This is a genomic window from Vibrio sp. B1FLJ16, assembly GCF_905175385.1.
In the GTDB taxonomy this organism is placed as follows: domain Bacteria; phylum Pseudomonadota; class Gammaproteobacteria; order Enterobacterales; family Vibrionaceae; genus Vibrio.
Genome location: NZ_HG992749.1, coordinates 186,513 through 211,487, shown reverse-complemented (window position 1 = coordinate 211,487; position 24,975 = coordinate 186,513). Strand labels below are relative to the sequence as shown.

General features: G+C 45.3%; 23 protein-coding genes and 2 pseudogenes. 8 read left to right on the top strand and 17 right to left on the bottom strand.

What is annotated here, in order from left to right; genetic code table 11:
* The first annotated feature begins 27 nt into the window (after positions 1–27).
* The 4 genes and pseudogenes from KHN79_RS00990 to KHN79_RS00975 all read left to right on the top strand — a co-directional run bounded on the left by KHN79_RS00990 (position 28) and on the right by KHN79_RS00975 (position 3,238).
* Positions 28–810 carry a glycosyltransferase family 2 protein gene (locus KHN79_RS00990; RefSeq protein WP_182009804.1) on the top strand — a complete coding sequence of 261 codons (783 nt, stop codon included), beginning with the start codon at positions 28–30 and terminating at the stop codon, positions 808–810.
* Position 811: 1 nt separating this feature from the next.
* Positions 812–1,842: pseudogene (locus KHN79_RS00985) on the top strand (glycosyltransferase family 4 protein).
* Positions 1,839–2,318, top strand: a complete 480-nt coding sequence (gene coaD / locus KHN79_RS00980) for a pantetheine-phosphate adenylyltransferase (RefSeq protein ID WP_182009806.1) — start codon at positions 1,839–1,841, stop codon at positions 2,316–2,318. The pseudogene KHN79_RS00985 and the gene coaD overlap by 4 nt, the downstream one beginning before the upstream one ends.
* Complete coding sequence (locus tag KHN79_RS00975; RefSeq protein ID WP_182009807.1) at positions 2,315–3,238, top strand: glycosyl transferase family 90; 924 nt, start codon at positions 2,315–2,317, stop codon at positions 3,236–3,238. Before coaD ends, KHN79_RS00975 begins: the two co-directional genes overlap by 4 nt.
* 18 nt (positions 3,239–3,256) lie before the next feature.
* On the opposite strand, the gene mutM is transcribed toward KHN79_RS00975, so the two are convergent.
* From mutM to KHN79_RS00945, 6 genes are all read right to left on the bottom strand, one after another.
* The gene (gene mutM, locus KHN79_RS00970) at positions 3,257–4,066 is read right to left on the bottom strand and encodes a bifunctional DNA-formamidopyrimidine glycosylase/DNA-(apurinic or apyrimidinic site) lyase (RefSeq protein ID WP_182009808.1); all 810 of its coding nucleotides are present in this window, start codon (positions 4,064–4,066) and stop codon (positions 3,257–3,259) included.
* A gap of 102 nt (positions 4,067–4,168) precedes the next feature.
* Entirely contained in the window at positions 4,169–4,645 is a 477-nt protein-coding gene (locus KHN79_RS00965; protein WP_182009809.1) for a hypothetical protein, read from the bottom strand.
* Positions 4,646–4,992: 347 nt separating this feature from the next.
* The gene (rpmG, locus tag KHN79_RS00960) at positions 4,993–5,163 is read right to left on the bottom strand and encodes a 50S ribosomal protein L33 (protein ID WP_004410866.1); all 171 of its coding nucleotides are present in this window, start codon (positions 5,161–5,163) and stop codon (positions 4,993–4,995) included.
* 13 nt (positions 5,164–5,176) lie between these two features.
* The gene (gene rpmB, locus KHN79_RS00955; RefSeq protein ID WP_005467944.1) at positions 5,177–5,413 is read right to left on the bottom strand and encodes a 50S ribosomal protein L28; all 237 of its coding nucleotides are present in this window, start codon (positions 5,411–5,413) and stop codon (positions 5,177–5,179) included.
* Between the two features lie 302 nt (positions 5,414–5,715).
* Complete coding sequence (gene radC / locus KHN79_RS00950; RefSeq protein ID WP_182009810.1) at positions 5,716–6,390, bottom strand: DNA repair protein RadC; 675 nt, start codon at positions 6,388–6,390, stop codon at positions 5,716–5,718.
* Between the two features lie 114 nt (positions 6,391–6,504).
* Positions 6,505–8,178, bottom strand: coding sequence for a methyl-accepting chemotaxis protein (locus KHN79_RS00945; protein ID WP_182009811.1), 1,674 nt, complete (start codon positions 8,176–8,178; stop codon positions 6,505–6,507).
* Between the two features lie 185 nt (positions 8,179–8,363).
* Here KHN79_RS00945 and coaBC point away from each other — a divergent pair, with 185 nt between their 5' ends.
* The 3 genes from coaBC to KHN79_RS00930 all read left to right on the top strand — a co-directional run bounded on the left by coaBC (position 8,364) and on the right by KHN79_RS00930 (position 11,269).
* Positions 8,364–9,563, top strand: a complete 1,200-nt coding sequence (gene coaBC / locus KHN79_RS00940; RefSeq protein WP_182009812.1) for a bifunctional phosphopantothenoylcysteine decarboxylase/phosphopantothenate--cysteine ligase CoaBC — start codon at positions 8,364–8,366, stop codon at positions 9,561–9,563.
* 159 nt (positions 9,564–9,722) lie between these two features.
* Positions 9,723–10,313 carry a nucleoid occlusion factor SlmA gene (gene slmA / locus KHN79_RS00935; RefSeq protein WP_182009813.1) on the top strand — a complete coding sequence of 197 codons (591 nt, stop codon included), beginning with the start codon at positions 9,723–9,725 and terminating at the stop codon, positions 10,311–10,313.
* 5 nt (positions 10,314–10,318) lie between these two features.
* On the top strand, positions 10,319–11,269 hold the full coding sequence (locus tag KHN79_RS00930; RefSeq protein ID WP_182009814.1) for a Kdo(2)-lipid IV(A) acyltransferase: 951 nt from the start codon (positions 10,319–10,321) through the stop codon (positions 11,267–11,269).
* 88 nt (positions 11,270–11,357) lie between these two features.
* Here the strand turns inward: KHN79_RS00930 and pyrE are convergent, their stop codons facing one another.
* Positions 11,358–11,999 (bottom strand): orotate phosphoribosyltransferase, encoded by a 642-nt coding sequence (gene pyrE / locus KHN79_RS00925; RefSeq protein WP_182009815.1) that lies wholly within the window; start codon positions 11,997–11,999, stop codon positions 11,358–11,360.
* 113 nt (positions 12,000–12,112) lie between these two features.
* Positions 12,113–12,829 (bottom strand): ribonuclease PH, encoded by a 717-nt coding sequence (rph, locus tag KHN79_RS00920; RefSeq protein ID WP_182009816.1) that lies wholly within the window; start codon positions 12,827–12,829, stop codon positions 12,113–12,115.
* 195 nt (positions 12,830–13,024) lie between these two features.
* On the opposite strand from rph, the gene KHN79_RS00915 reads away from it, so the two are divergent.
* Positions 13,025–13,891 carry a YicC/YloC family endoribonuclease gene (locus tag KHN79_RS00915; protein WP_053313189.1) on the top strand — a complete coding sequence of 289 codons (867 nt, stop codon included), beginning with the start codon at positions 13,025–13,027 and terminating at the stop codon, positions 13,889–13,891.
* A 541-nt stretch (positions 13,892–14,432) separates the two neighbouring features.
* Here KHN79_RS00915 and KHN79_RS00910 read toward each other — a convergent pair.
* From KHN79_RS00910 to KHN79_RS00870, 9 genes and pseudogenes are all read right to left on the bottom strand, one after another.
* Positions 14,433–15,542 carry a porin gene (locus tag KHN79_RS00910; RefSeq protein WP_182009817.1) on the bottom strand — a complete coding sequence of 370 codons (1,110 nt, stop codon included), beginning with the start codon at positions 15,540–15,542 and terminating at the stop codon, positions 14,433–14,435.
* Positions 15,543–15,672: 130 nt separating this feature from the next.
* Positions 15,673–16,056, bottom strand: coding sequence for a Rid family detoxifying hydrolase (locus KHN79_RS00905; RefSeq protein ID WP_182009818.1), 384 nt, complete (start codon positions 16,054–16,056; stop codon positions 15,673–15,675).
* 73 nt (positions 16,057–16,129) lie between these two features.
* Positions 16,130–17,344, bottom strand: coding sequence for an aromatic amino acid transport family protein (locus KHN79_RS00900; RefSeq protein WP_182009819.1), 1,215 nt, complete (start codon positions 17,342–17,344; stop codon positions 16,130–16,132).
* A gap of 220 nt (positions 17,345–17,564) precedes the next feature.
* Complete coding sequence (gene tnaA, locus KHN79_RS00895) at positions 17,565–18,980, bottom strand: tryptophanase (RefSeq protein ID WP_182009820.1); 1,416 nt, start codon at positions 18,978–18,980, stop codon at positions 17,565–17,567.
* Between the two features lie 616 nt (positions 18,981–19,596).
* Positions 19,597–20,022 (bottom strand): phosphate-starvation-inducible PsiE family protein, encoded by a 426-nt coding sequence (locus KHN79_RS00890; RefSeq protein ID WP_182009821.1) that lies wholly within the window; start codon positions 20,020–20,022, stop codon positions 19,597–19,599.
* A gap of 128 nt (positions 20,023–20,150) precedes the next feature.
* Positions 20,151–20,990 (bottom strand): ATP-binding cassette domain-containing protein, encoded by an 840-nt coding sequence (locus tag KHN79_RS00885; RefSeq protein ID WP_182009822.1) that lies wholly within the window; start codon positions 20,988–20,990, stop codon positions 20,151–20,153.
* A 33-nt stretch (positions 20,991–21,023) separates the two neighbouring features.
* The gene (locus tag KHN79_RS00880) at positions 21,024–21,881 is read right to left on the bottom strand and encodes an ABC transporter ATP-binding protein (protein ID WP_182009823.1); all 858 of its coding nucleotides are present in this window, start codon (positions 21,879–21,881) and stop codon (positions 21,024–21,026) included.
* Between the two features lie 23 nt (positions 21,882–21,904).
* Positions 21,905–23,730 (bottom strand): annotated as a pseudogene (locus KHN79_RS00875) (extracellular solute-binding protein).
* A gap of 201 nt (positions 23,731–23,931) precedes the next feature.
* Positions 23,932–24,975, bottom strand: a complete 1,044-nt coding sequence (locus KHN79_RS00870) for an ABC transporter permease subunit (protein ID WP_182009825.1) — start codon at positions 24,973–24,975, stop codon at positions 23,932–23,934.

The window sequence follows — 24,975 nt, the reverse complement described above, 5'->3', positions numbered from 1 at the left end:
TATTGATTTGTTAAGAAGGAAGTCACCTTGTCCAAGCCAACTTTAGCCGTTGCCTTAATCGTAAAAAATGAAGAGAAGCATTTAAAAGCTTGCCTAGACACAGTAAAAGATTGGGTTGATGAGATTGTCATCCTAGACTCTGGCAGTACTGATCGTACCGAATCCATCTCAAGACAATACACAGATAAGTTTTATACTAACTTAGATTGGCCTGGATTTGGCAAGCAACGCCAAATTGCTCAGCGTTATATCGACTCTGATTTTGTTCTTTGGCTAGATGCAGATGAGCGCGTTACTGATGAACTGAGCAAAGACATACTTTACGTAATAACTCATCACAACGATAAAAACGTCTACCGGGTGAATCGACTAACGACAGCCTTTGCCAAAGAAATTCGCCACTCCGGCTGGTCTCCTGACTGGGTAGTACGTTTGTATAAGACATCAGAGACTCAATACAATGATGCGTTAGTGCACGAAAGCGTCGTTATTCCTGATGGCTACAATATCGTATCGCTGAATGGACGACTCAAGCACTTCACCTATGAAAAACTGGGGGAATACACGCGTAAAACTCAACTTTATATGCAGTCTTGGGCGGATCAGCGCGAAGGAAAAAAAACAGCATCTTTACTCAGTGCCTTTACGCACGGTTTTTTCCGCTTCTTTAAGATGTACATCATCAAACGTGGCTTCTTAGATGGACGACATGGCTTTTTGCTTGCGGTGCTGAGCGCCAATACCATCTTTACTCGCTATGCCGACTTATGGCTGCGTGATTACGTTAAGAAGCACAATAAAGAGCAATAATATGAACATTTGCCACGTTAATTTAGCTTCTGGGTACCATGGGGGAGAAAACCAAACCCTGCAACTCCTTAAGCAACAAGTCAAAATGGGTTATAACCTCACGGTTGTCGCTAACCCTAAAAGTCCGTTCGCTGATGAAGTTCAAAAGCTAGATGTTAAGCTCGTTTTAGCTAGCCACTTTACTAAAGCACACTCAAAGTCCACCACCCAAGATTGCTCACTCATCATGTCCATGAAGGAAGGGCGATTTATTGGGCTCTTATTCAACATATGCTTTATGGTGTTCCTTATATCATCACTCGCCGTATCGATAACAAACTGAAAAAGAAGTGGCTGGCGAACTTAGCCTATTCAAAAGCAAGTGCAGTAGTTGGCTTAAGTACAGAAATTGTTCAAAAAATCAAAGACGCTTATCCTACTGCTAAGACTTATAAAATCCCAAGTTCACCAGTCAAGTATCCTGTTAATGAAGAGAAAGTCGAAGCTATCCATAACCGCTTCGAGGGCAAATTCTTAATGATTCATGGCGCGAATATGCTCAAACACAAGGGATTTGATGTCTCCATTTCTGCAGCAAAGATACTTGAAACCTCAGGTATACCTATCCACTTATGCCTTCTAGGTGATGGCCCTGAAAGGAAAGCTCTTGAGCTACAGTCAAAAGACTTAAGCAACGTCAGCTTTGAAGGCAAACAAAAAAATATGGGGGATTGGTTTGAAGCAGCCGATCTACAAATCCACCCGTCTTACACCGAGGGCTTAGGCTCCGTGATCCTCGAAGGGATGGGAGCAGGCTTACCAGTTATTGGCACCAATACTGGCGGCATACCTGACATCATTGAGACTGAATTGACAGGGATTCTAATTGAACCTGGTGATGCTAATGCGTTGGCTGATGCAATTACCAGGGTCGCTAGCGATGCAAGCTTGAGAGAGCTCTTTATAAGAAACGGACAAGAAAAGTTAAAAACGTTTGATATCAACTACACTGCGAATCAATACGCGGCTGTTTATGAGAAAGCACTACGATGAAAAAAGTCATATACCCAGGTACTTTCGACCCTATTACGAATGGTCATTTAGACATCATCACTCGCGCTGCGAATATGTTTGATCACATCATTATCGCGGTCGCCGCTAGCCCATCTAAAAACACGTTGTTTTCTCTCGAAGAACGAGTAAGGTTGGTCGAAGAGTCCTCCTCTCACCTGAATAACGTTTCAGTCTCAGGTTTCAGCGGTTTATTAGTTGATTTTGCTCAAGAGCAAGAAGCCAATATTCTTGTACGTGGTTTACGTACCACAGTAGACTTCGAGTACGAATTTGGCTTAACAAGTATGTATCGCAAGTTGTTGCCAGGAATGGAAAGTGTATTCCTTACTCCGGCCGATGAATATGCCTTCCTTTCTTCTACCATCGTTCGTGAAGTGGCCATTCATGGTGGAGAGGTAAAACAGTTCGTACCGGAATGTGTTCATACCGCTATCAACAAAAAGGTAGCACAATGAGTTTCAGGAAATTTAAGTATTACGTTACCAATGGCTTGAAAGTACTAATACCTAGCTCTATTAGAATTAAGTCGGCTCATCACCTTCTCGATTCTCATCCAATGGATTCCTACATCCAGGATCGAGTCGACTACTACAACAAGGTTAACGATCCATTTGAACTTCCCGAAAACAAATCGACACATGTTGGCGATTACAAAAAGACAGGCGGTACAACATACTATTTCGACCTACACAAAGTGATTAAATCCTTTCCGCCTAGATGCTTTTTCCAGTATTTAAACGGTGATATTCGAGATATCCCAAAATACCCGTGCTTTCTAAAAAGCAGACCAGTTGGGGAAAACAATCAAAACTCAGTCTTGCTAAAATTGAACGAGATTCGCCACTTCCAGTTTGTTTCCGATGAACGTCTATTTAGAAACAAGAAAGACATGGTGGCATGGCGAGGTGTTGGATACCAACCACATCGTAAAAAAGTCATTGAGCAGTTTTATAACCACCCGCTGTGCAATATTGGTCAAACCAAGCCTTCCAATGGCGACCCATGGGAAAAAGGGTTTATGTCGATTGAGGAACAGCTGGAGTATAAATTTTTACTGGCCATCGAAGGCAATGATGTTGCGACGAATTTAAAGTGGGCAATGTCATCGAACTCACTTGTGATCATGTCCAAGCCTAAGTACGAAACGTGGTTTATGGAAGGTCGCTTGCAGGCTGGTATTCATTATGTCGAAGTCGCAGATGATTACTCTGACTTAATTGAAAAAATGGAGTATTACATCGACCATCCTGAAGAAGCTGAGATCATCATTCAGCGTGCACACGAATGGGTTGAACAGTTTCAAGACCCTAAACGAGAAAGGTTGATATCACTTTTAGTTGCGAAGAAGTACTTTGAAAAATCAGGGCAACTGTAATTTGCGCTGACTTACTTTTTACTTCTGACACTCATCACAGAAGAAGGTATTCCGCTGACCTATCTTCTGCTCCTGAAGTAGCTCTCCACATATAGGGCAAGGCTCACCCGCTTTGCCGTATACCAACAACTCCTGAGCAAAATACCCCGGTTTACCATCTGCCTGCGCAAAGTCTTTGAGGGTAGTCCCGCCTTGGTTGATGGCGATTTTCAGCGTCGCTTTGATGTTATCCACCAGTAACTTCCACTCTTGTGAGGTGACTTTACCTGCAGGTCTGGTTGGATGAATCCGAGACTTAAACAGGGACTCGTTCGCGTAAATATTGCCAACGCCAACCACTACCTTGTTGTCCATAATAAACTGCTTGACTGCGACTCGCTTGCCCTTCGCTTTCTCTGCTACATACTCCGAATTGAACTCATCGGTTAGCGGCTCTGGCCCCATATGTTCCAGGACAGCGTGTGACTCGCCCGGAGCACACCACAGCCACGCACCGAAACGGCGGGGATCGTTGTAACGCAGTACTTTGCCATTGGTCAGTTTCAGATCAACGTGATCATGCTTAGCCGGAGGAAAATCCGCGTCCAGCACACGCAGTGACCCCGACATGCCCAGATGGACAATCGCCGTTCCCGCATCGGTCTCAATCAACAGGTATTTTGCACGGCGACGGATAGCACTAATGACCTGACCTTCTAGCTGTTTCAGCTCTTGCGGAATATCCCAGCGCAGCTTGGGGGTACGAAACACAAATGCCTGGATCGTTTGCCCCAGCATATGAGGAGTGATTCCCATTCGGCTGACTTCGACTTCAGGTAATTCAGGCATTGGTGTCTCCAATAAATCGGCTTATCAATTTGCGCGGCTAGCATAATCGAAAGACAGCAAGATATACACTGCTCAACTTTAAGGTTATTCAGATAAACCAGCTTATTCCGGAAGGAGATAATTACCTTCAACCGAAATCGCAATCCATTTATCCTGCCAGTTTTTAAATAACCAGAAGTCGGCTAAACGATAGAATGTCACGCGCTGCGGTTCGTCCAGCCCCTGATACCAAACTTCGACCGTTTCTGGTGAATCGAGTTTCGGCTTTAGTGAGTCATACTGCTGCTCGGAGAGCTCTGTACCCTGTAGCGATTGCCAGCGCGCAACCAACTCCTGAACAGGAATGTTAGCTTTAATGTTGGACTGCCACTGGCCATTGCTCTTCTCGATTTCCCAGCCGCTATAGTAAATCGCACTCACCTCATGTTCGGAACGCAATAAGCTTGGGTAGGGAGCGCTCTCTTCCGTTAATAAGTAGCTTTTGATCCACATCGGCGCATTCAGGATCACAATAAAAGCAATAATGCCCAGAATAAGAATATTATTCCATCGGCGGCGACGTGCCGGACTAACGCGCATTTTTTTAGATCCGAGATTAAGAGGTCTTAAGATTATAAGGTGATAGGATCCTAGGTTCTAGGGGAAAAAAGGCCCTAGGGGAATGAAAGGTCCTAGGCTCCTAGGTTATAGACCCTAGGAAAATATTATGGACTAAATATCTATTCCCGTAATCTGTAATCCGTATTCCCAAACAGCAAACACAAGTGCTAATGAATAAACACCGATGTCTCGGGTAACGCCTCTAGGACCTAGTCACCTAGGAGCTAGGACCTCTTTTTAAACCTAGGACCTTTCCCGAATTTTAGACAATAAAAAACCCAACTCGAAAGTTGGGTTTTTCAATTCGTAAAAGAGTCAGAAACCAATTACTTGATTTTTGCTTCTTTGTACATAACGTGCTGGCGTACAACTGGATCAAATTTCTTGATCTCAAATTTGCCTGGCATGTTACGCTTGTTCTTATCAGTTGTGTAGAAGTGACCAGTACCTGCAGAAGATACTAGACGGATTTTCTCACGAACGCCTTTCTTTGCCATTGCCTATTTCCTCTTAAACGTTTTCGCCACGTGCACGAATATCAGCAAGAACAGTATCGATACCTTTCTTGTCGATGATGCGCATACCTTTTGCAGTAAGGCGTAGTTTAACAAAACGTTTTTCGCTCTCTACCCAGAAACGATGAGTTTGTAGGTTCGGCAGAAAACGACGCTTAGTAGCATTTCGTGCGTGTGAACGGTTGTTACCCGTTACTGGACGCTTACCAGTTACTTGGCATACTCGTGACATGAATGTCTTCTCCAAAATCGTTTCAGCTCGATATCAACCTTGGTGGCCGAACCTCTCTATCTCGCAAAAAGAAGTTAGAGGTTAAGAACCGCTATGGAAAATCCATACAAGGCTATCAAAGGTCGCGCATTATACTAACTTGATATGCATTGCTCAAGACCCGAACAGATCCTTTTTACAGGTTTTCGTGATCTTTTTTTAGACAGCAGGTTTTTTCTAGCAGTCCAAGCTGAATTCAGTTTAAATTTAGTGGCGAGGATGATAGCAGATTTTTTGCAACTAACAACCTAAAAAACGCACAGTTATATCCATCCTCTTTCAGCAAAAGAAACACTCTCTCCGTCACCAATGACAAAATGGTCCAAAATGCGTATATCCACCAGCGCTAAAGCGTCAGTTAAGCGGCGGGTAATCCGTCTGTCTGCCTGGCTTGGTTCTGCCACTCCAGACGGGTGATTGTGTGCTAATATCAGCGCTGCCGCGTTGTGATGTAAGGCGCGTTTCACCACTTCCCGAGGATAAACCGACGCGGAATCCAATGTCCCTTCAAAGAGAATTTCATCTTTTATTACCCGATGCTGATTATCGAGGAAAAGAATGTAAAACGCCTCTCTTTGCCGATCTCTTAAAATAGAAGAAAGATAAAGTTTGGTCTGTTCCGGGCTGGTCAGGGCATCACCGCGCTTTAACGTCTCAGCCAGGTAACGCTGCGTCATCTCCAGTACGGCCTGTAACTGGACATATTTTGCCTGGCCTAGGCCTTTATGCTGACAAAACTCCTTTTCTGACGCGGAAAACAGCTGCCTGAGCGACCCGAACTCCTGCAAAAGGAAATCGGCCAGCTCTATCACATTCATGCCTTGTGTGCCCGTACGAAGGAATATAGCCAGTAATTCGGCGTCAGTCAGCGCTTGCGGCCCTCTGGCAAGGAGCTTCTCCCGGGGCATGGATTCATTTGGCAGAGATTTGAGTATCATCAGAACTCTCTTGAAAGATAAAAGTCCCCTATTCCACAAAACAAAAAGCGAAAGTCGAGCATGACTTTCGCTTTCTTGCTGCGGTTCTGATTTTTTGTGTAATTCAGAAGTTCATCAGATCTTAAAGTTGCCGACCAGATCGTTTATCTCAGTTCCGGACTGCGACAACTTGGTGCTGATCGTCTCAGCGTGCTGAAGGGTGTCAGTGATGTTGTTGACTATCTGCTGGATCGCCACCAGGTTCTGGTTGATATCTTCAGCCACTGCACTTTGCTCTTCTGCTGCCGATGCCGTCTGAATCCCCATGTCACGAATGGTGCCGATAGAATGGTGAACACCAGACAAAGACTGCTGAATCAGCGCTGACTCTTCAGCGGTCTTCACGCCACGTTCCTGACTTGCAGACATAGTAACCACTGCACGCGATACGCCACCTTGCAGCTGTTTTAACATGTCGCCAATTTCATGAGTGCTGTTTTGTGTACGGCTTGCAAGTGAGCGTACTTCATCGGCTACGACCGCAAAACCGCGTCCCTGCTCTCCGGCACGGGCGGCTTCAATTGCAGCATTCAGTGCGAGCAAGTTAGTTTGTTCTGCAATTTCACCAATCACGTCCAGTACCTTGGTGATGTGATCTGTCTGCTGGCTCAGCTCTGAAATAGCATCCGATGTGCTGTCTATCTCCGCGACCAGCTTGGTAATACCCTCAATAGCCTGCTCGACTTCACGCTGCGCTTCAGTTACCTGGCTGTTTGCATCCTCAATCGCCTCTGCCGTAGCGTTGGTATTACTCGCCACTTCTTTTGCGGTCATGCTCATCTGCGTTACTGCAGTCACCACTTTATCTGTTTCCAGACAGTGATTTTGCATCTGATCACTGGCTGTAATGGTTTTTTCATTCAGCTCTTCAGAAACACTCCGCACTGTAGAAGCAGAATGATGGATATCCCGCATTAAAGGATGCAGCTTATCCATAAATTCATTAAACGCCGCCGCCACTTCACCGACTTCATCTTTGCTTTCTACTTTCAGGCGCGCAGTTAAGTCACCACCGCCTGCTGCAACGTCTTTAAGCGAGTTAGCCACGTGCTCCAGAGGTTTGATGCCTCGGGACACTGCGATACTGGTCAGGATACTGGTCACAATAAGGCCAATCACTGAGATCATCACTGCAAACCATGTATTTTGTTTCAGCTCCTGAGTACGTAACTCACGCTGCACGGCGACCTGATGGTCAATATCATCAATATAGATGCCGGTACCCAGTACCCAATCCCATTTCTTCAGATACTCAGCGTAACCCAACTTTGGCGCCTGTGCATCGATGGTTGGTTTATGCCAGGAGAAATACAAAAAGCCATCACCCTTTTGTGAGGCATCAATTAAGCCGGCAATCACAGCAACGCCATTTTCATCTTTAAGGCCATACAAATTTTTGCCTTCTAACGCAGGGTTGATGGCGTGCAGGGTATTCACACCCTTGGAGTCGTAAGCAAAGAAATAGCCGTCACTCTCAAAGCGCATTGCCTTCAGAATTTCTTTGGCCGCCTCTTTATTGCTGCCATTAACATCAGAGTCGTACAGCGGCTTGATCGCTGTTACACCCATCATCATATAAGCTTGCAGTTCATTCTTGCGAGTTTCTAACAGTTCTTGTCTGTATCGGGTCAACTCATCTTCCAAGCTATTACTGCCGTTGACGTAGTACACCACTGAGATCAGTGTGGTGATCAAAATCAGCGGGATTAAGGTTATCAACAGCAATTTGTTTCGACTTTTTAATTCCATGGTGTACCACCTTGTTATTGTTATTTTCATTTTTGCAGGCTCAGTGCAAACATTCTGCGCAGTATACGAAAAAATTTACGCTGACCATCTGTTTCTATTCAGGAGTTTGACGTGGGTTAGATATACACAGGCGGCCAGAGTTTGAGTTGTGATAAACTCCTCGCCAGAAAAATTGGAGATCTCAAATGCAAACACTAGCAGGAAAGAAAATTCTACTCGGCATCAGTGGCGGTATTGCCGCTTATAAATGTGCGGAGCTGACCCGTCGTCTAATAGAAAGAGGCGCGCAAGTTCAGGTTGTCATGACCAAAGCAGCCAAGGAGTTTATTACTCCGCTGACCATGCAAGCCGTTTCTGGCCGACCAGTCTCTGACAGTTTATTAGATCCCGCAGCAGAAGCGTCTATGGGCCACATCGAGTTAGCAAAATGGGCCGATTTGGTGCTGCTTGCTCCTGCGACAGCCGATTTGATTGCCCGCATGTCTGCTGGTATGGGCAACGATTTACTTACCACTCTAGTGTTAGCAACAGATTCACCAGTCGCGGTATCTCCGGCCATGAACCAACAGATGTACCGCAATGTCGCAACGCAGGAGAACATCGCGACATTAGAACGCCGTGGTATGCAAATCTGGGGACCAGCCGCCGGTGAGCAGGCGTGTGGCGATGTTGGTCCGGGTCGCATGCTGGAGCCAATGCAGCTGGTACACTTGTGTGAACAGTTTTTTCAGCCAAAAGTACTCGAAGGAAAATCCGTTTTGATCACGGCCGGTCCGACCCGGGAGTCCATCGACCCGGTTCGCTACATCTCTAACCACAGCTCGGGAAAAATGGGCTACGCTCTGGCAAATGCAGCAGCGAAAATGGGCGCTAAAGTCACTTTGGTTAGCGGCCCGGTAAGCTTAAGCACACCAGCTGGAATTGAGCGTATTAACGTCTCAAGCGCGCAGGAAATGTATGATGCAGTGATGGATAAAGCTGGCAGCCATGATGCATTTATCAGCTGCGCTGCCGTTGCCGATTACCGGCCTGAAGAGATCGCATCTCAAAAACTGAAAAAGACCGAAGACAACGACCAGATGATCGTCAGAATGGTAAAAAATCCTGATATCGTTGCCTCGGTTGCAGCCATGACAGACAACCGTCCATTTACCGTTGGCTTCGCTGCGGAAACCAACGACGTTGAAACTTATGCCCGCGGTAAGTTAGTGAAGAAAAATCTCAATATGATCTGCGCGAATGACGTCTCGGTTGAAGGTCAGGGTTTCAACAGCAATGACAACGCGATAACGCTTTTCTGGCCGGAAGGTGAACTTGTTCTCGATTTGGAATCTAAAGAAGCACTGAGTTTTAAAATCCTCGAAAAAATGTATGCACTTATGTAATTGATGCATATTTTTTGATAAAAACTTGGCAAAAAATTAGTACAACTATGACAATTGAGGGTGTTACATCTCCCAATCCACCCTCAGTAGTCTAGTTTGATCCGGCTTAGCACCTTATAATCCCCTCCGTTCAATTTTGTATTTTGAAGGAAATAACTAATGGCCGGCAGTAAAAAATCCAATCGTCGTGAAGAGATCTTGCAAGCATTAGCTCAAATGCTTGAGTCAAATGAAGGTGCTTCACGTATTACTACGGCAAAACTGGCGAAACAAGTTGGCGTTTCAGAAGCGGCGCTTTACCGTCACTTCCCAAGTAAAGCCCGTATGTTTGAGGGATTGATCGAATTCATTGAAGAAGCTTTAATGACTCGTATTAACCGCATTCTGGACGATGAAAAAGATACCTTAGAGCGCATTCGGATGGTGATGCACCTGATCCTGGTATTCTCAGAACGTAACCCAGGGCTGACACGCATTCTTTCAGGTCATGCTCTAATGTTTGAAAATGAGCGTCTGCGCGAGCGAATCAACCAGTTATTCGAGCGCATTGAAACCCAGCTGCGTCAGATCCTGCGCGAACGTAAAATTCGTGAAGGGAAATCCTTCCCGGTTGAAGAGCGTATTCTTGCAGCGCAGATTCTGGGACAAGTCGAAGGCAGCCTGAACCGCTTTGTTCGCAGTGATTTCAAATACCCACCTACTGCAAACTTTGAGGAGTATTGGGCACTGCTCAGCGCACAAATTAAGTAGAGATTATGAGTAAAGACAAATACATTCAGCCCGAGTTTTCTGTTTCTCTTCTTCATCCCCGTAATTGGGGAGTCTGGCTCGGGTTTGGTTTGCTGGCAATCATCGTCAATATTCTTCCGTACCGATTACTCCTGGCGTTAGGTCAGTCGCTAGGTAAACTCGGTATGCGCTACGGTAAAAAACGCGTTCATGTTGCAAAGCGCAATCTGGAGTTGGCGTTTCCGGATAAATCTCAAGAAGAGATTGAGCATATCGTCACAGAGAACTTCAAAAATACTGGCATGGCTCTGATCGAAACCGGCATCACCTGGTTCTGGCCGACCTGGCGTTTCAAAACTCTACTGGTAGAAAAAGATCTTGGCGCACTGCGGGAAAAAGCGGCAGAGGGCAAAGGTGTTCTACTCTGTTGTGTCCACGCTTTGAATCTGGAAATCACGGCCCGAGCTTTTGCCGTAATGGGGCTTGCAGGTTACGGCGCATTTCGTCCGCACGACAATCCGGCTTATAACTTTATCCAGTATTGGGGGCGTACCCATAACGGTAATAAACTGATTGACCGTAAAGACTTGAAGCAGATGATTCGTGTAATGCGTAATGGTGAACGTCTGTTCTACCTACCAGACCATGATTACGGGCGGAATAAATCCGTTTTTGTGCCCTTCTTTGCCATAGAGGACGCCTGTACGACCACTGGTACAAGCATTCTGGCTTACACCTCTAAGTGTGCAATTATTCCGGGCTCAGGCTTCCGCAATAATCAGGGTAAATACGAGCTCATCGCGGATAAGTGCATTGAAGGCGACTACCCGCAAAAAGACGAAGTTGCCGCAGCAGCATACATGAACAAGTATGTAGAAGAGGTTATCTTGCGCGCACCAGAACAGTGGATGTGGCTGCATAAACGCTACAAGACCATGCAGGATGAAAGCGTGCCGAAAGGGATTCGCTACAGATAAATAAGAACCAGATTAAAGAGAAGGGGCTGATGGATATCCACCAGCCCCTTTTGCTTTTTTAAGCTATTAGCCAAGAAAGCCTAGCTTATTAAATGCCGTACTCAGCTCGGTACGTTTTTACTGCGTCCAGGTGCTCAGTCGCGTTACCTTTCTCTTCAAGGTAAGTAACTAGATCACCTAAGCTCACGATAGAAATCACCGCGCAGCCGAAGTCGCGCTCAACTTCCTGAATCGCAGAAAGTTCACCCTTGCCTTTTTCCTGGCGGTCGATAGCAACTAATACACCAGCCAGGTCAGCACCGTTCGCTTTGATGATTTCCATTGATTCACGAATCGCTGTACCGGCAGTAATAACATCGTCAACCAGCATAATGCGACCTTCAAGTGCAGAACCGACCAGGTTACCGCCTTCACCGTGATCTTTTGCTTCTTTACGGTTGAAGCAGTATGGCGTGTCAATATCGTGGTGGTCAGCTAGTGCTACAGCGGTTGTTGTCGCGATAGGGATACCTTTGTACGCAGGACCAAACAGCACATCAAAATCGATGCCTGAATCTGCCAGTGCTGCTGCGTAAAAACGGCCAAGACGAGCCAGATCACGACCAGTATTGAAAAGACCAGCGTTAAAGAAGTAAGGGCTCTTACGGCCTGATTTCAAAGTAAACTCACCAAACTTAAGAACTTCTTTCTCAAGTGCAAACTCAATAAATTCACGCTGGTATGCTTTCATGGATTTCCCTCAATTTTCTTTTTTGTGTATGGATATCAGTGTCATTGTCTAGGTTCGAGCCCCGACTAACACTCAAAAAAATAGCTTCCTTTTCGGGGAAGCTATTTTAATAATTAATTTTCTAACGCCGCCTTCTGCGCCGCGACAATTTCGGTAATGCCGATTTTCGCCGACTCCAGCAACGCCATCAGCTGCTCATGACTGAACGGTTCACCTTCTGCGGTGCCCTGAATTTCAATCATCTTACCTTCTTCAGTCATAACAACGTTCATGTCTGTATCGGCTGCTGAATCTTCTACATATTCAAGGTCACAAAGAACTTCATCACCCAGTAAGCCAACAGAAACTGCCGCTACGTGGCCTTTCATCGGGTTCGCTTTTATCTTGCCGTTATCAACCAGGTGCTGGAATGCATCTGCAAGAGCAACGCTTGCGCCGCTGATAGAAGCTGTACGAGTACCACCATCAGCCTGAATAACATCACAGTCAACCGTGATCATGAACTCGCCCATGGCTTTCAAGTCCACAGCAGCACGCAGGCTGCGCGCGATAAGACGCTGGATTTCCATGGTTCGGCCACCCTGCTTACCACTTGCTGCTTCACGGCGAGTACGAGAGTGTGTTGCACGTGGCAGCATACCGTACTCAGCAGTTACCCAGCCTTTACCTTGGCCTTTTAGCCAGCGTGGTACAGATTCTTCGACGGTCGCATTACACAACACTTTAGTATTACCGAACTCCACTAACACTGAGCCTTCAGCATAAGCAGTATAGTTACGGGTAATTTTGATTGGGCGAACTTGATCCGCCTTGCGATCGTTTGGACGCATGGGCATCTACCTTAAATATGAGGAGAAGACGATTTGGTTGGGCGCAGATTATAGCGGAATCGACTCCGGATTCCTAGGTCACAAAGCACCCAACTCAGAACATTTAGCAGTGATATCACTCGACATCGCGCACCAAGGCTCACTCCGTGATACACTCTCAGGGTAATTTTCAAAAATTGAAGACAGGAAAATTCGATGATTTACAGTATGACTGCGTATGCGCGCAAAGAAGTGAAAGGCGATTGGGGTTCGGCTGTATGGGAAATCCGCAGTGTAAACCAGCGCTACCTGGAAACTTATTTCCGCATGCCAGAACAGTTTCGCGGCCTAGAGCCAGTACTGCGTGAGCGTTTCCGTAAGCGCCTTGCGCGCGGTAAAGTTGAGTGTAACTTGCGTTTTGAAGCCAACCCGGCAGCAAAAGGTGAGCTTAGTATCAATGAAACACTGGCTAACCAAGTGATCAAAGCAGCAGAACAAGTGATGCACATGACGGGTGAACTCAGCCGTATCAACCCGTTCCAGGTGATGCAATGGCCTGGCGTGATGGAAACGCCTGAGCAGGACATGGATGCAGTCAATAAAGAACTACTGAGTGCATTTGATGAAGCTCTGAGCGAGTTTATTGATGCACGTGGCCGTGAAGGCGACAACATGAAAGCACTGATTGAACAACGTTTGGATGCAATCACAGCTGAAGTCGTCAAAGTGCGTGCGCGTATGCCAGAAATCCTGGAATGGCAGCGTGAGCGTCTGTTCTCTAAGTTTGAAGACGCCAAAGTGGAACTCGATCCTTCTCGCGTAGAGCAGGAACTGATCCTACTGGCTCAGAAGTCTGACGTGGCCGAAGAGCTGGATCGTCTGGATTCGCATGTGAAAGAAACCACGAACATCCTTAAAAAAGGTGGCGCCGTTGGCCGTCGTCTGGATTTCATGATGCAAGAGTTCAACCGCGAATCGAACACGCTGGCATCTAAGTCTATCAGTACTGATATCACCGCTTCCGGCGTTGAGTTAAAAGTACTGATCGAGCAGATGCGTGAGCAAATTCAGAACATAGAATAAGGTTTCGACCTGTTTCAGGACCAGACAATCCTTGTATTTTCAAAGCCCTTACTGATAAGGGCTTTTTTTGTTCTCTTCAGCACGACCAATTAGATTAACTAAAATATAAGAACAATAATTAAACTTTTTTTGATTAAAAATTTGACACTAATCACACTGGTAGTAAAATGCATCCCGTTGTTATCTTAGATACAAACCAATAACTACGGTGAAAAAATGAACTCAGCACTTTTATCAATTTTAGACGGCAAAAATAATCTTAAACTGGATAAAGTGTTAACGCCTTCAATGACTGCTATCACAATGTATGTACCTACATTCGCAGTGATTGGACTGTTATGCTTTATGTCTGTTGCATAAGATACAGCCGGAATTTCAAATAAAAAAGACGCTCACTAGAGCGTCTTTTTTATTATCAGCTTGTTCCGGACTAAGGAAATGTAACCTGAACTCGAGATAAGGTTATTTACATTTACTTAAGTGATCCACAAAGTGCTATCAGCTCACCAAAACCAGCTTGTTTCTACATCTGAAACCACGATTAGAATGCGTAGATGATTGTCATGCCTGACAACGTATCGTCCTGCTTACCTGCACCTAACTTATCCTCTTCCGTTTTTCTCACCTCACCGGAGATAATCAGCTGCGGTGTCGCATGGTAGCTTAAGCCGAAAGAGTAGATACTGCGCTCACCATCAATATTTACATCGCTGTCATCGAAGTCTACCTGAGACAGGTATACATAAGGACGCAACCCGATATCAAAGTAGTAGTGAGCGTAAAGATCGTAACCCGTTGCATCTGCATAGTAATTAGACTTTCCTGTCGGCGCAGTTCCATCAAATCCGTAACCTAACAGATCAGTTTCATGGGCTTTCTTACCATCGGTAATGGCAGCAGAAACCTGCAGACCTTTGTACGAATACTTAGCTGCAATCGTTGTCAGTTGTTGAGAGTCTCCGTCATCGAGACCTGCTACTGAGCCTTCTACCTTGTTCTGCATATGAGTCGCACCCAGACTCAAACCGAAGTCAAAGTCATAGCTTGCCGCTACCGCATAGTTGTTATCACGAGATAAGTCACCGGCGACATTAGACACATTGTTAAAACCATACTGAGCGGAAAGGTTCAGATCACCAAAACCCTTGCGATACACAACCAGGTTGTCACCGCGCGCCGTTGCCAGGAAACCACCATCTTTGCCATCGCTGAACAGCGGAGTTGCATCCGGATCGAATACAATCAGGTTATCCATATAACCAGCTACATCATGGTATGCCGAATATTGTTTACCAATACGTAAGCTACCGTATTCTTCATTATTAATAGTGATGTAGCCCAGGCGGTTGCGGAACTGGTCATGACCAGTATCACCAATTGTATTAGATGGCGGATTTACAATGGTATCCCATTCTAACTTCACATCACTGGACCAGCCGTTATCCATTTGACGTTCAATCGCGATGCCTAAAGTCGTACGGCTGGCATTAAAATAGTGATCTAAAAAGTGAACCGGTTGCCAGTAATCCATCAGGAATGCGCCCGAAACGTCTACCTTATTAGTGTCGTCCTGATAAACCGTCACTGCCATCGCCTGGCTGGACATAACTAAACCAGCGGTGAGTAATAGAGTTTTAGTATTATTTTTCATATTAAGTTCCGACATGAGTGGATTTAAATAAAAAGGCACAACAAAAAATCATCTCCTGACTTCCTGTCATGCCTTGAATTCCAGATTGGAAAATTATTGTTATTAGGGTTTGTTAAACTTCGTGGTTAATTTACTTAGTCGCGATCACTTCAATTTCGACTTTTGCATCCATTGGCAAGCGAGCCACTTCCACACAAGAACGGGCTGGGAATGAGGCATTGTGACTTTCAAAAAACTCACCGTAGGTTTTGTTCACAACAGGGAAGTCATTGAGATCTTTCACGAACACCGTTGTTTTCACGATGTTCTGAGCCGTTAAACCCGCTTCCTGAATAATGGCTAAAGCGTTATTCAATGACTGCAGAGTTTGCTCTGCCACATCTTCTGGCATCGCTTTTGTTTCAGGGTTAATCGGTAACTGACCAGAAGTAATGACCATACCTCCTAGGTTCACACCTTGTACGTAAGGACCAATTGCAAGCGGCGCTTTTGAAGTATTTAAAATATCTGTCATTGTTATTTCTCAAATTTATTGGATGAATCAGGAATAGAGCCCGCCCAAAGATATGAGCAGACTGCTTGCTTATTTAACCTGCGAATACAGGGAGTAGGTTCAGCATTGACATGAAGTGGAATGCGGCGGTCAACACACCAAAGATAATTAAAATGGCAATCATGACGTTGCCTCCCGGAGCCATAAAGCCTTCATTACCACCTTCCATGCTACGAGACTTACGAGCGAGGAATGCCGGTGTCAGACAAGCCCAGACTGTCGCGGCTGCGCCTGCATAACCAATTGCAATAACGAAACCGAACGGGAATAGTAGAGATAACACTAGTGGTGGTAAGAAAGTGGCACCCCAGGTTTTTGCACGACCCTGCTTAGTGTCTTCAAACTTGAAGAAGTCCGCTAAAAAGTCGAAAACACCCAGACCAACACCAATAAAAGAGGAAAGGATTGCCGCCATAGAGAATGCATTAATAGCGTTCGCGACTTTATCTGAATCAATAGCACCGCCAAGTGCAGCAAGTAGCGCTTCTACGTTACCGCCTTGCTCGATAACAGGGCCAAACTCAGTACGAGGAAGGTTACCGTATATACTTACCATCCACAGGAAGTAAAGCGTCAGCGCAATAACCGTACCGCCAAGAATGGCTTTTTTAGCACGGTTTTCACAACCGTAGTAAGAGCGCATACTTGCGACTGAATGGTGATAACCAAAAGATGTTAGCGCAACAGGAAGCATGGCCATGGCATAAGGTGCATAACTTGATTCTTCACTGATACGGTCAAATAAGACTGATGTATCGACGTTAGAAGCAAGTCCGGAAACACCGAATACAAAGCTTAATCCCATGAATGCGATTAATACGACAGAAATTCTGTCTACTGCGCGAGTAGAGTGCCATACAAAAAGAGAGAATACTGCGACAAAGAGAACTGAGGCTATTTTATTATTTATATCTAAAACGCCTTGAAGAATTAAACCTGCAGAAGTTGTATACGCATATAGTAAAATACCACCAACAAAATAGACGGCTAAATTGTTAATGTGATTAACCTTACTCCCTAACATATCTTTGGTAACAGTATCAAACGATACTTTTAAATCGTAACGTTTAAACGCTTCTAACAACATCCAACCGGATACTGTCATCATTACCATAGTAAATGCAATTGCAATTAGCGACCATGTTGTCCATGCTCCGGCGCCTGCGCTGGGCAATCCCAACATACCGGCACCAACACAGACACTTGCAATAATACAAGAGCCGCCTAATAAAGATGGGCTTTTTTTCATAATAATTTCCCGCGAAATTGTTTCAAGTTTGGATAGTAGAATTCATTTTAATTTTTAATGTTTTTATAATTTTTTATTAATCAAAGAAACAGTCATATAAAATATCCAAATTTCATATAACAATTTAATGTAAGTTAAGTAATGAGTGATTATTGATTTTATGCGCACCTAAAAAGAGGGAAAGGTGCGCATATTATTAAAGGTTTAATTTGGGATTAAATTAGACTTCTTTTAGTCGAGCAGTGAAGTGACGTAACACTGGTGGCTCGTAAGTGAAATCCAGACCTTTCACGTTCTCGGCATTTGCTTTTACTTTCTCAAATGCTTCGATAACAAAGTCCATGTGAGTCTGAGTGTAAGTTGCACGAGGAATAGTCAGGCGCAGTAGCTCAGCAGGACACTCATGTTGCTTGCCAGTTGCCGGATCGCGACCTAATAGCAGAGAACCGATTTCAACCGCACGAATACCCGCAACTTTGTAAAGCTCACAAGCCAGTGCGTGTGCCGGGAACTGGTGTGATGGGATATGAGGCAGAAGTTTACCTGCATCAACAAACGCTGCGTGACCACCCGCTTGCTGACATACAACGCCAATCGCTTCCAGACCGTCAACCAGGTACTGCACCTGACCGATACGGTATTCCAGCCACTCCTGACGCATACCGTCGTACAGACCAACAGCCAGACGTTCCATTGCGCCGCCTTCAAGACCGCCGTATGTCGGGAAGCCCTCCTGAACAACACAAAGAGTGCGAGATTCAGTGTATACATCCATCATGGATTCGTCTTTGAAACATAGCAGGCCACCCATTTGTACCATGGCATCTTTCTTCGCAGACATTGCTAGTGCATCTGCGTATTTGTATGTTTCACGAGTGATTTCTTCGATTGTCCAGTCCTGGTAGCCAGGTTCACGCTGCTGAACAAAGTATGCGTTCTCTGCGTAACGTGCTGAGTCCATAATGACCGGGATATCGTAGCGTTTAGCAATCTCGTAAACCGCTTTAAGGTTCGCAATTGAAACTGGCTGGCCACCTGCCGAGTTACAGGTAATTGTGCTTACAATGTAAGGCACGTTTGCCGGACCGGCTTCTTCAATTGCCAGCTCCAGTTTTTCCAGATCAAAGTTACCTTTAAAGTCCGCATTTACTGAAGTATCAAAAGCTTCTTCTGTATAAACGTTTTTCGCTACACAGCAGTTAACCTGAGTATGACCTTGTGTGGTATCAAAGAAGTAGTTAGACAGAGCAACCATCTTAGAACGATCAAGACCTTTCTCTTGCTCACGTTTCTTAATAAGAATCGGAATGTAGATTTGCTCTGCACCACGGCCCTGGTGGGTCGGGATTGTAAGCTCATAACCGAAGATATCTTTCACTGCATTAGACAGAGCGTAGTAGCTTCGGCTGCCACTGTATGCTTCATCGCCCATTAACATTGCCGCTTGCATTTTTTGTGTAATAGAACCTGTACCACTGTCGGTTAACAGATCAATAAACACATCTTCACTGTCTAGCAGAAATGGGTTCATACCCGCTTTTAAAATAGCTTCTTCACGGTATTCTCTGGTTGTTGTTTTTACTGGCTCAACAACACGGATGCGGAATGGTTCTGGTAGATGCTTAAAGTTTTCCATAATAATACCTATCAATAATATTTTATTAATCAGACGAGTTCATTTACACCTACGATTTAATTAGGGCGCAAGAGGTCGCACTGAATAATGAATCAGTTAAGTTAAAACAAATTAATTTTAGATAAAATACGACCATTGAACTGAATTATAAATACAGAACGTAAATATCGAACTTTAAAAAGATGTCACAAGGGTAACGAATATTTAACGAAAGCAATATATTGCTAAATAGACGTATTAATTAGGCGTGAATGCAAGAAGGAAGAATTTTTAGATCGAAGTCGTGTGTATACCAAGCTAGTGAGCTTGACCATAACTTATTTTGATTTTTTAGATTTTCACTCATTTCTAATTCCATCATTAGTTATAGTTGTTGACCGATGAGTTCATTTTCAGAAAAAACATAAACAAAGTAAATTGCGTAAAATAATAAATGTGACAAATATCCTTATAGATAAATAGGTAATAAGCCCCAGGTCACAAATAAAACAGAGTAAATAAAATAACCACCAGAATAACTTGATGAACAGCAACATTGTTACTACAAAAAAGTAGCCGAACTGAAACAGTCCGGCCACAAATTAATATGGTAGTAAAATCAATAAAGTAACGTGGCTTATTCGTCTTTTTCTGCCGTACGGTTATCAACATACGGCCAGTAATGATGACCCGCACGAATTAACAAAGTCGCAGCCGCCAGGATCAGTGCCGCCAGAGACAGCCAGACAACCGGAACTGCATCCAACTCCTTCATTCCAAGCGTGATATAGCGGGCAATGGCCATCATCGCGATATAGATCGGATATCGTACCGGGATCTTACCGTTCATCACGAACTGTCTTACCATCGCCAACACTTCGAGATAGATAAACATCAACAGGATGTCTGTCAGTAAAACACGCCTTTCAACAAAAACGTGGATAAACTCCTCCACCATCGCATACAAGGTTGCGAGGGTAATAGCGACAAGTAATATCGCTTCAAAGATGTGGAAAATTTTTAAGAACGGTCGACTGAAAGATTTAGGTAGCTCTGACGCCATAGCCAATTATCCAAATGAAACCAAAGAGATAAACCTGAGTGTAGCATTCAAACTCAAAAAGAATATCAAAAAAAAACGCTCCGCCTATGTGGCGGAGCGTTTCTTGTTTGCTATTGCCGTGGCACTGCTTACGCCACTTGCTGCTTTTTTTCCGCTGAGCGCTTTTTCTTCCTGTATTTAGGGTGCGTAATAGGAATCGCAGAAAGCAGCTTCTTGGTGTATTCGTTCTGCGGATTAGCGTAGATCTCTTTTACACTGCCCGCTTCAACCACCTTACCAAAGTACATCACGGCGACTTTATCAGAGACATGCTTAACCACCGATAAGTCATGAGAGATAAAGATGATCGCTAAGTTCATTTCCTTTTGCAGTTGCAGCAGCAGGTTTAGGATCTGTGCCTGAACCGATACATCCAGTGCCGATACGGACTCATCACAGATCAGCAATTTAGGTTTAAGCGCAATCGCACGTGCGATACCGATACGCTGGCGCTGACCGCCGGAGAACTCATGCGGGTAACGGTTTACTGCTGTTTCCGGCAGGCCGACTTTCACCAGCAACTCTTTCACCCACTGCTTGCGTTCCGCCGGCGTACCGATTTTGTGAATAACGAACGGCTCTTCGAGAATCATACCAATGGTATGACGCTGGTTGAGCGACTCCATCGGATCCTGGAAAACAATCTGCATATCTTTACGAAGTGAGCGCATCTCTTTTACCGAATGCCTGGTAATGTCTTTGCCTTCGAAAAATATTTTGCCTTCAGTTGGTTCATATAGCTTTAATATGGTACGACCCAAGGTACTTTTACCGCAGCCGGATTCTCCTACCAGACCAAGTGTTTCCCCTTCGCCGACCGACAGCGAGACTCCATCTACCGCTTTAATCGTATACCCTTTCTTAAACAGCCCCTTACCAGATACAAAGTGCTGTTTAAGATTTTCAATTCTTAATACTTCTTTTGCCATAACATCCTCTTTTATGACTCGACTTTGCACCAGCTAGCTTGCAAACATACTTGCATCTATAGGTTTGATATCAATCATCTGCTTAGGTTCATTATCTAAGCTCGGCATCAGGCCCATCAGACGCTCTGTGTACGGGTGTTGCGGGTTATCAAACAGCTCAAAAATCTCTGCGTTTTCAACAATACGCCCGCCGTACATCACCGCTACGTCATCACATACTTCTGCTACCACACCAAGGTCGTGCGTAATGAAGATCATCGCCATACCGGTCTCTTCCTGAAGCTCATTCATTAGTTCAAGAATAGACGCCTGTACAGTTACATCCAGCGCAGTTGTTGGTTCATCACAGATCAGGATGTCAGGCTTACAGGCCAGTGCCATTGCAATCATCACACGCTGGCGCATACCACCGGATAGGTTATGTGGGTACTCATTGAGACGTTTATCCGGCATCGGAATTTTCACTTTATCCAGCATTTCAACCGCATAGGACTCACGTGATTTCTTATCCAGCTCCGGACGGTGAAGTTCCAGCACTTCACATATCTGACGGCCTATGGTGTGGACAGGATTCAGGGCAGTCATCGGATCCTGGAAGATGATCGAAATTCGGTTACCGCGCATGGCATACATTTCGTTTGCTGGCAGCTCCACGAGGTTGGTTCCGCGATAATTCACTTCACCGTTAACTATATTTCCGTATGGTTTAGGCAGTAGTCCCATAATAGACATAGAGGTAACACTCTTGCCACAGCCCGACTCACCAACTAAACCCAGTGTGCGTCCGGCACGAACATCAAAGTTCACACCGTGAAGCACTTTTACCGGACCATCGTCGGTGGTAAATTCTACTTCCAAGTCTCTAACACTTAAGATTACATCGTTTTCCATAACATCGCCCTACGGCTTATTCCTTACAGTTTATAAGTGTCGTCGATTTCAACTACAGGTTCGAATGCCTTACCTGATTTCATCGCTTTTTCAGTTTCTTTCTTCATATCACTGTCGATCCAGTATGTACCGTCACCAATCATGCCGTCACTGTACAGCGACTCTGTCATGCGGTTCATCGGTTTCTCCGGTAATCTCAGCCAGCGCCAGTGACCGTAGCGTACGTAAGGCACCATATAGCCGGAGATGATCACATGCGCATCGATAATGTCGCGCTGGATATCGTGTCCTAGCCTGACCTTCTTATCCATATCTAAGCTAAAGCGATACTCCATGATTTTTTCATCCAGCTCAGGGGTGCTGTAATTAGTGAAGTTATTAGTTTGCGGTTTGTTAGCATTGACCGAGTGGAAGTATTCCCAGTAGGTCGGGATCTCGGAAGTACTCATCGTCAAGAATGCAAGATCATGCTTTTTCTCGCGAACATATTTAAACATCGACGAGCCGTCAATCAGCTTCAGCTCAATGTCCAGCCCGGCCAGCTTAGCCTGCTCTCTGAGGTAAGCAATGCGCGGAGTATGGACAGGCGTACCATAAGTCAGCTCAAAGCTCAGGCGCTGACCTTTGTCATTAACACGAATACCGTCAGGGCCAATCGAATCAAAACCTGCCGCTTCAAAAGCGGCAATCGCTTTCTCAACCTCAAATGCCGGTGCTTTAGTATCCGGCAGCGAGTACTTACCATGGCCGAAACCAAGCGGACTAGGCTTGCGTGAGTAGTCACCACGCAGGACGTTTTCAATCATACCGTCGAAGTCCGTCGCGTAAGTCACGCCTTTACGTACATTAAGATCGCTTAACAGCGGTTGCGCCGTATTGATCCAAATGCCACCAGCGCCGACCGGATATTGGTTGTAACCCCAGAACTTTTCGATATAGCCTTTCTGATACGGCTCTGAGTTAGATTTGTCGTACCAGAGCGTTGGCAGTACTAATGGGAAGGAGTCAAGACTGCCTTTCTCAAAGTGCTTCATCGCGATGTCATTATCACGGATGACGGTGATACGAATTTTGTCGACGTTAAAGCGGTTTTGATAGTACTTGTTGCTGTAACCCCACCAGTCTTTGCCTACGTGCTTGAAGGTCACGCTTTTACCTTTCTTAATATCGTCCAGGTAATAGGCACTGGTAGTTGGTTCGCTTTTAAAGTTGTAGTAACGCACAAAGTCATCATGGATGCCGTCGCCGTTTTCATCTTTTGAAGGGTTAGCATAAAAGTGGGCAGGACGCGGGCGCAAAGCTCCCATTCTCAGCATCAATTCTTCCGGGTTGAACTCTGTGGCAGCGACAACAGAGAAAGTGTGCTCATCGTATTTAACGACATCAGCGACTGTTTTGTTGTAGTAATCGTTGTACCAGGGCTCAAGAATATCTTTGGAGCGGTAGAAATGAAGCATAAAAACAAAGTCGTCCGCGGTCACCGGCTTGCCATCTGACCATTTCGCTGCAGGGTTTAGTCTGAAATAAACCGTTTTATTGTCACCAGCTAATGCCCACTCATTCGCCAGCTCCGGAATGAACTCCAGCGTATCAGGGTGACGAACAACTAACCCAGGCGTTTCATCCAGGAAAAACGAACGCAGCCCGGCATTCGCATCAGGGCCAACGCTGCGAAGCGTCTGAGGAAAACTCGACATGTAGGTACGATATGTACCACCACGTTTTGCTTCAGGAGACCGTACTGAGGTTCATCCCAGTTCGTCTGCCATTCAAGGTCAGCCGGAAGCGTCGCGGACATCACACCGAAACTCAGGGCGGTTAACGTAGACGCTAAAAGTAATCTATTCATAAAACTTCCCTATTTTATGTTCTGTTCAATATGCTTATTTACACCAACCACAGTAAATGAGTGTTCAGATATAGCTTAGGAGAAATTCTTGAGAACAAGGCACAAGCTTTCGATAAGTCGTTATTCTGCAATCAAAATTTGTAACCAAGTTCTCGAGTATTCTAACAAGCAGACATGAGCCATTGTTTACTGCGATGAGCATTAAACATAGCGTGTGAACTTTTTCGGGTCGAATGCTGCACGGATCGCTTCACCTATGAAAGTCACCATCACCAGTACCAATACAATTGAAGCTACTACCGAAGATACAATCCATGGAGAGTCTAAATTTGACTTACCTTGCTGCAGCAGTTCACCCCAGCTTGGTGTTGGTGGCATCAGCCCTAAGCCTAAGTAATCTAACGCGGTGAGTGCCGTAATGTTGGCCGCAATCGTAAATGGCGCCAGCGTTACAATCATAACCATGGTATTAGGAAGTATATGGTTAAACAGAATGCGGCCGGTTGACGCCCCCAAAGCACGCGCTGCCATCACATACTCACGCGCCGATTCTTTATAGGTCATGGTCCTCATGTACCAGGTCATCCCCATCCAGGAGAAGAGCACGTTGATGGCAACAAACAGAGCAAAGGTCGGCTGCACAATCGAAACCAGAATCATGATGACGTAGAGGAATGGCACCATAGACCAGATCTCGATAAGTCGCTGAACAAACAAGTCAAACTTACCGCCCCAGAAGCCCATTGCACAACCTACCGCTGTGCCAATCGCATACGACACTATCATGGTCAGCAAAGCGAACCCCATCGCCGTTCTGAAGCCGTATACCAGACGTGCCAAGATATCCCGACCGATAACGTCAGTACCTAAATAGTGCTTATTCTCGGCGCTCGGCGCAGTTGGCGGGAAATCACCGCTGAAGTCCTGCTCGAATGGGTTCCAAGGCACCAGTGGTAATATTACAAAATTATCACCGCCTTGCTCTTCAAAGGCTTTTTGCAGCACGCGGTAATCCGCTTCACCTGCGGAATCCTGACCGAAATCACTGCCCAGACGCACATCGCTCACGACAGGAAAGTAGAAACTACCGTCGTATTTAACCACCAGTGCTTTACTGTTGATCAGCAGCTCTGCAAACAGGGAAAGGATCAACATGATCGACAACACCACAAACGACCAGTAACCACGTTTGATCTCTTTGAAGTGGCGAATTTTCTTTTGAGTTAACGGACTGACTTTAATCAT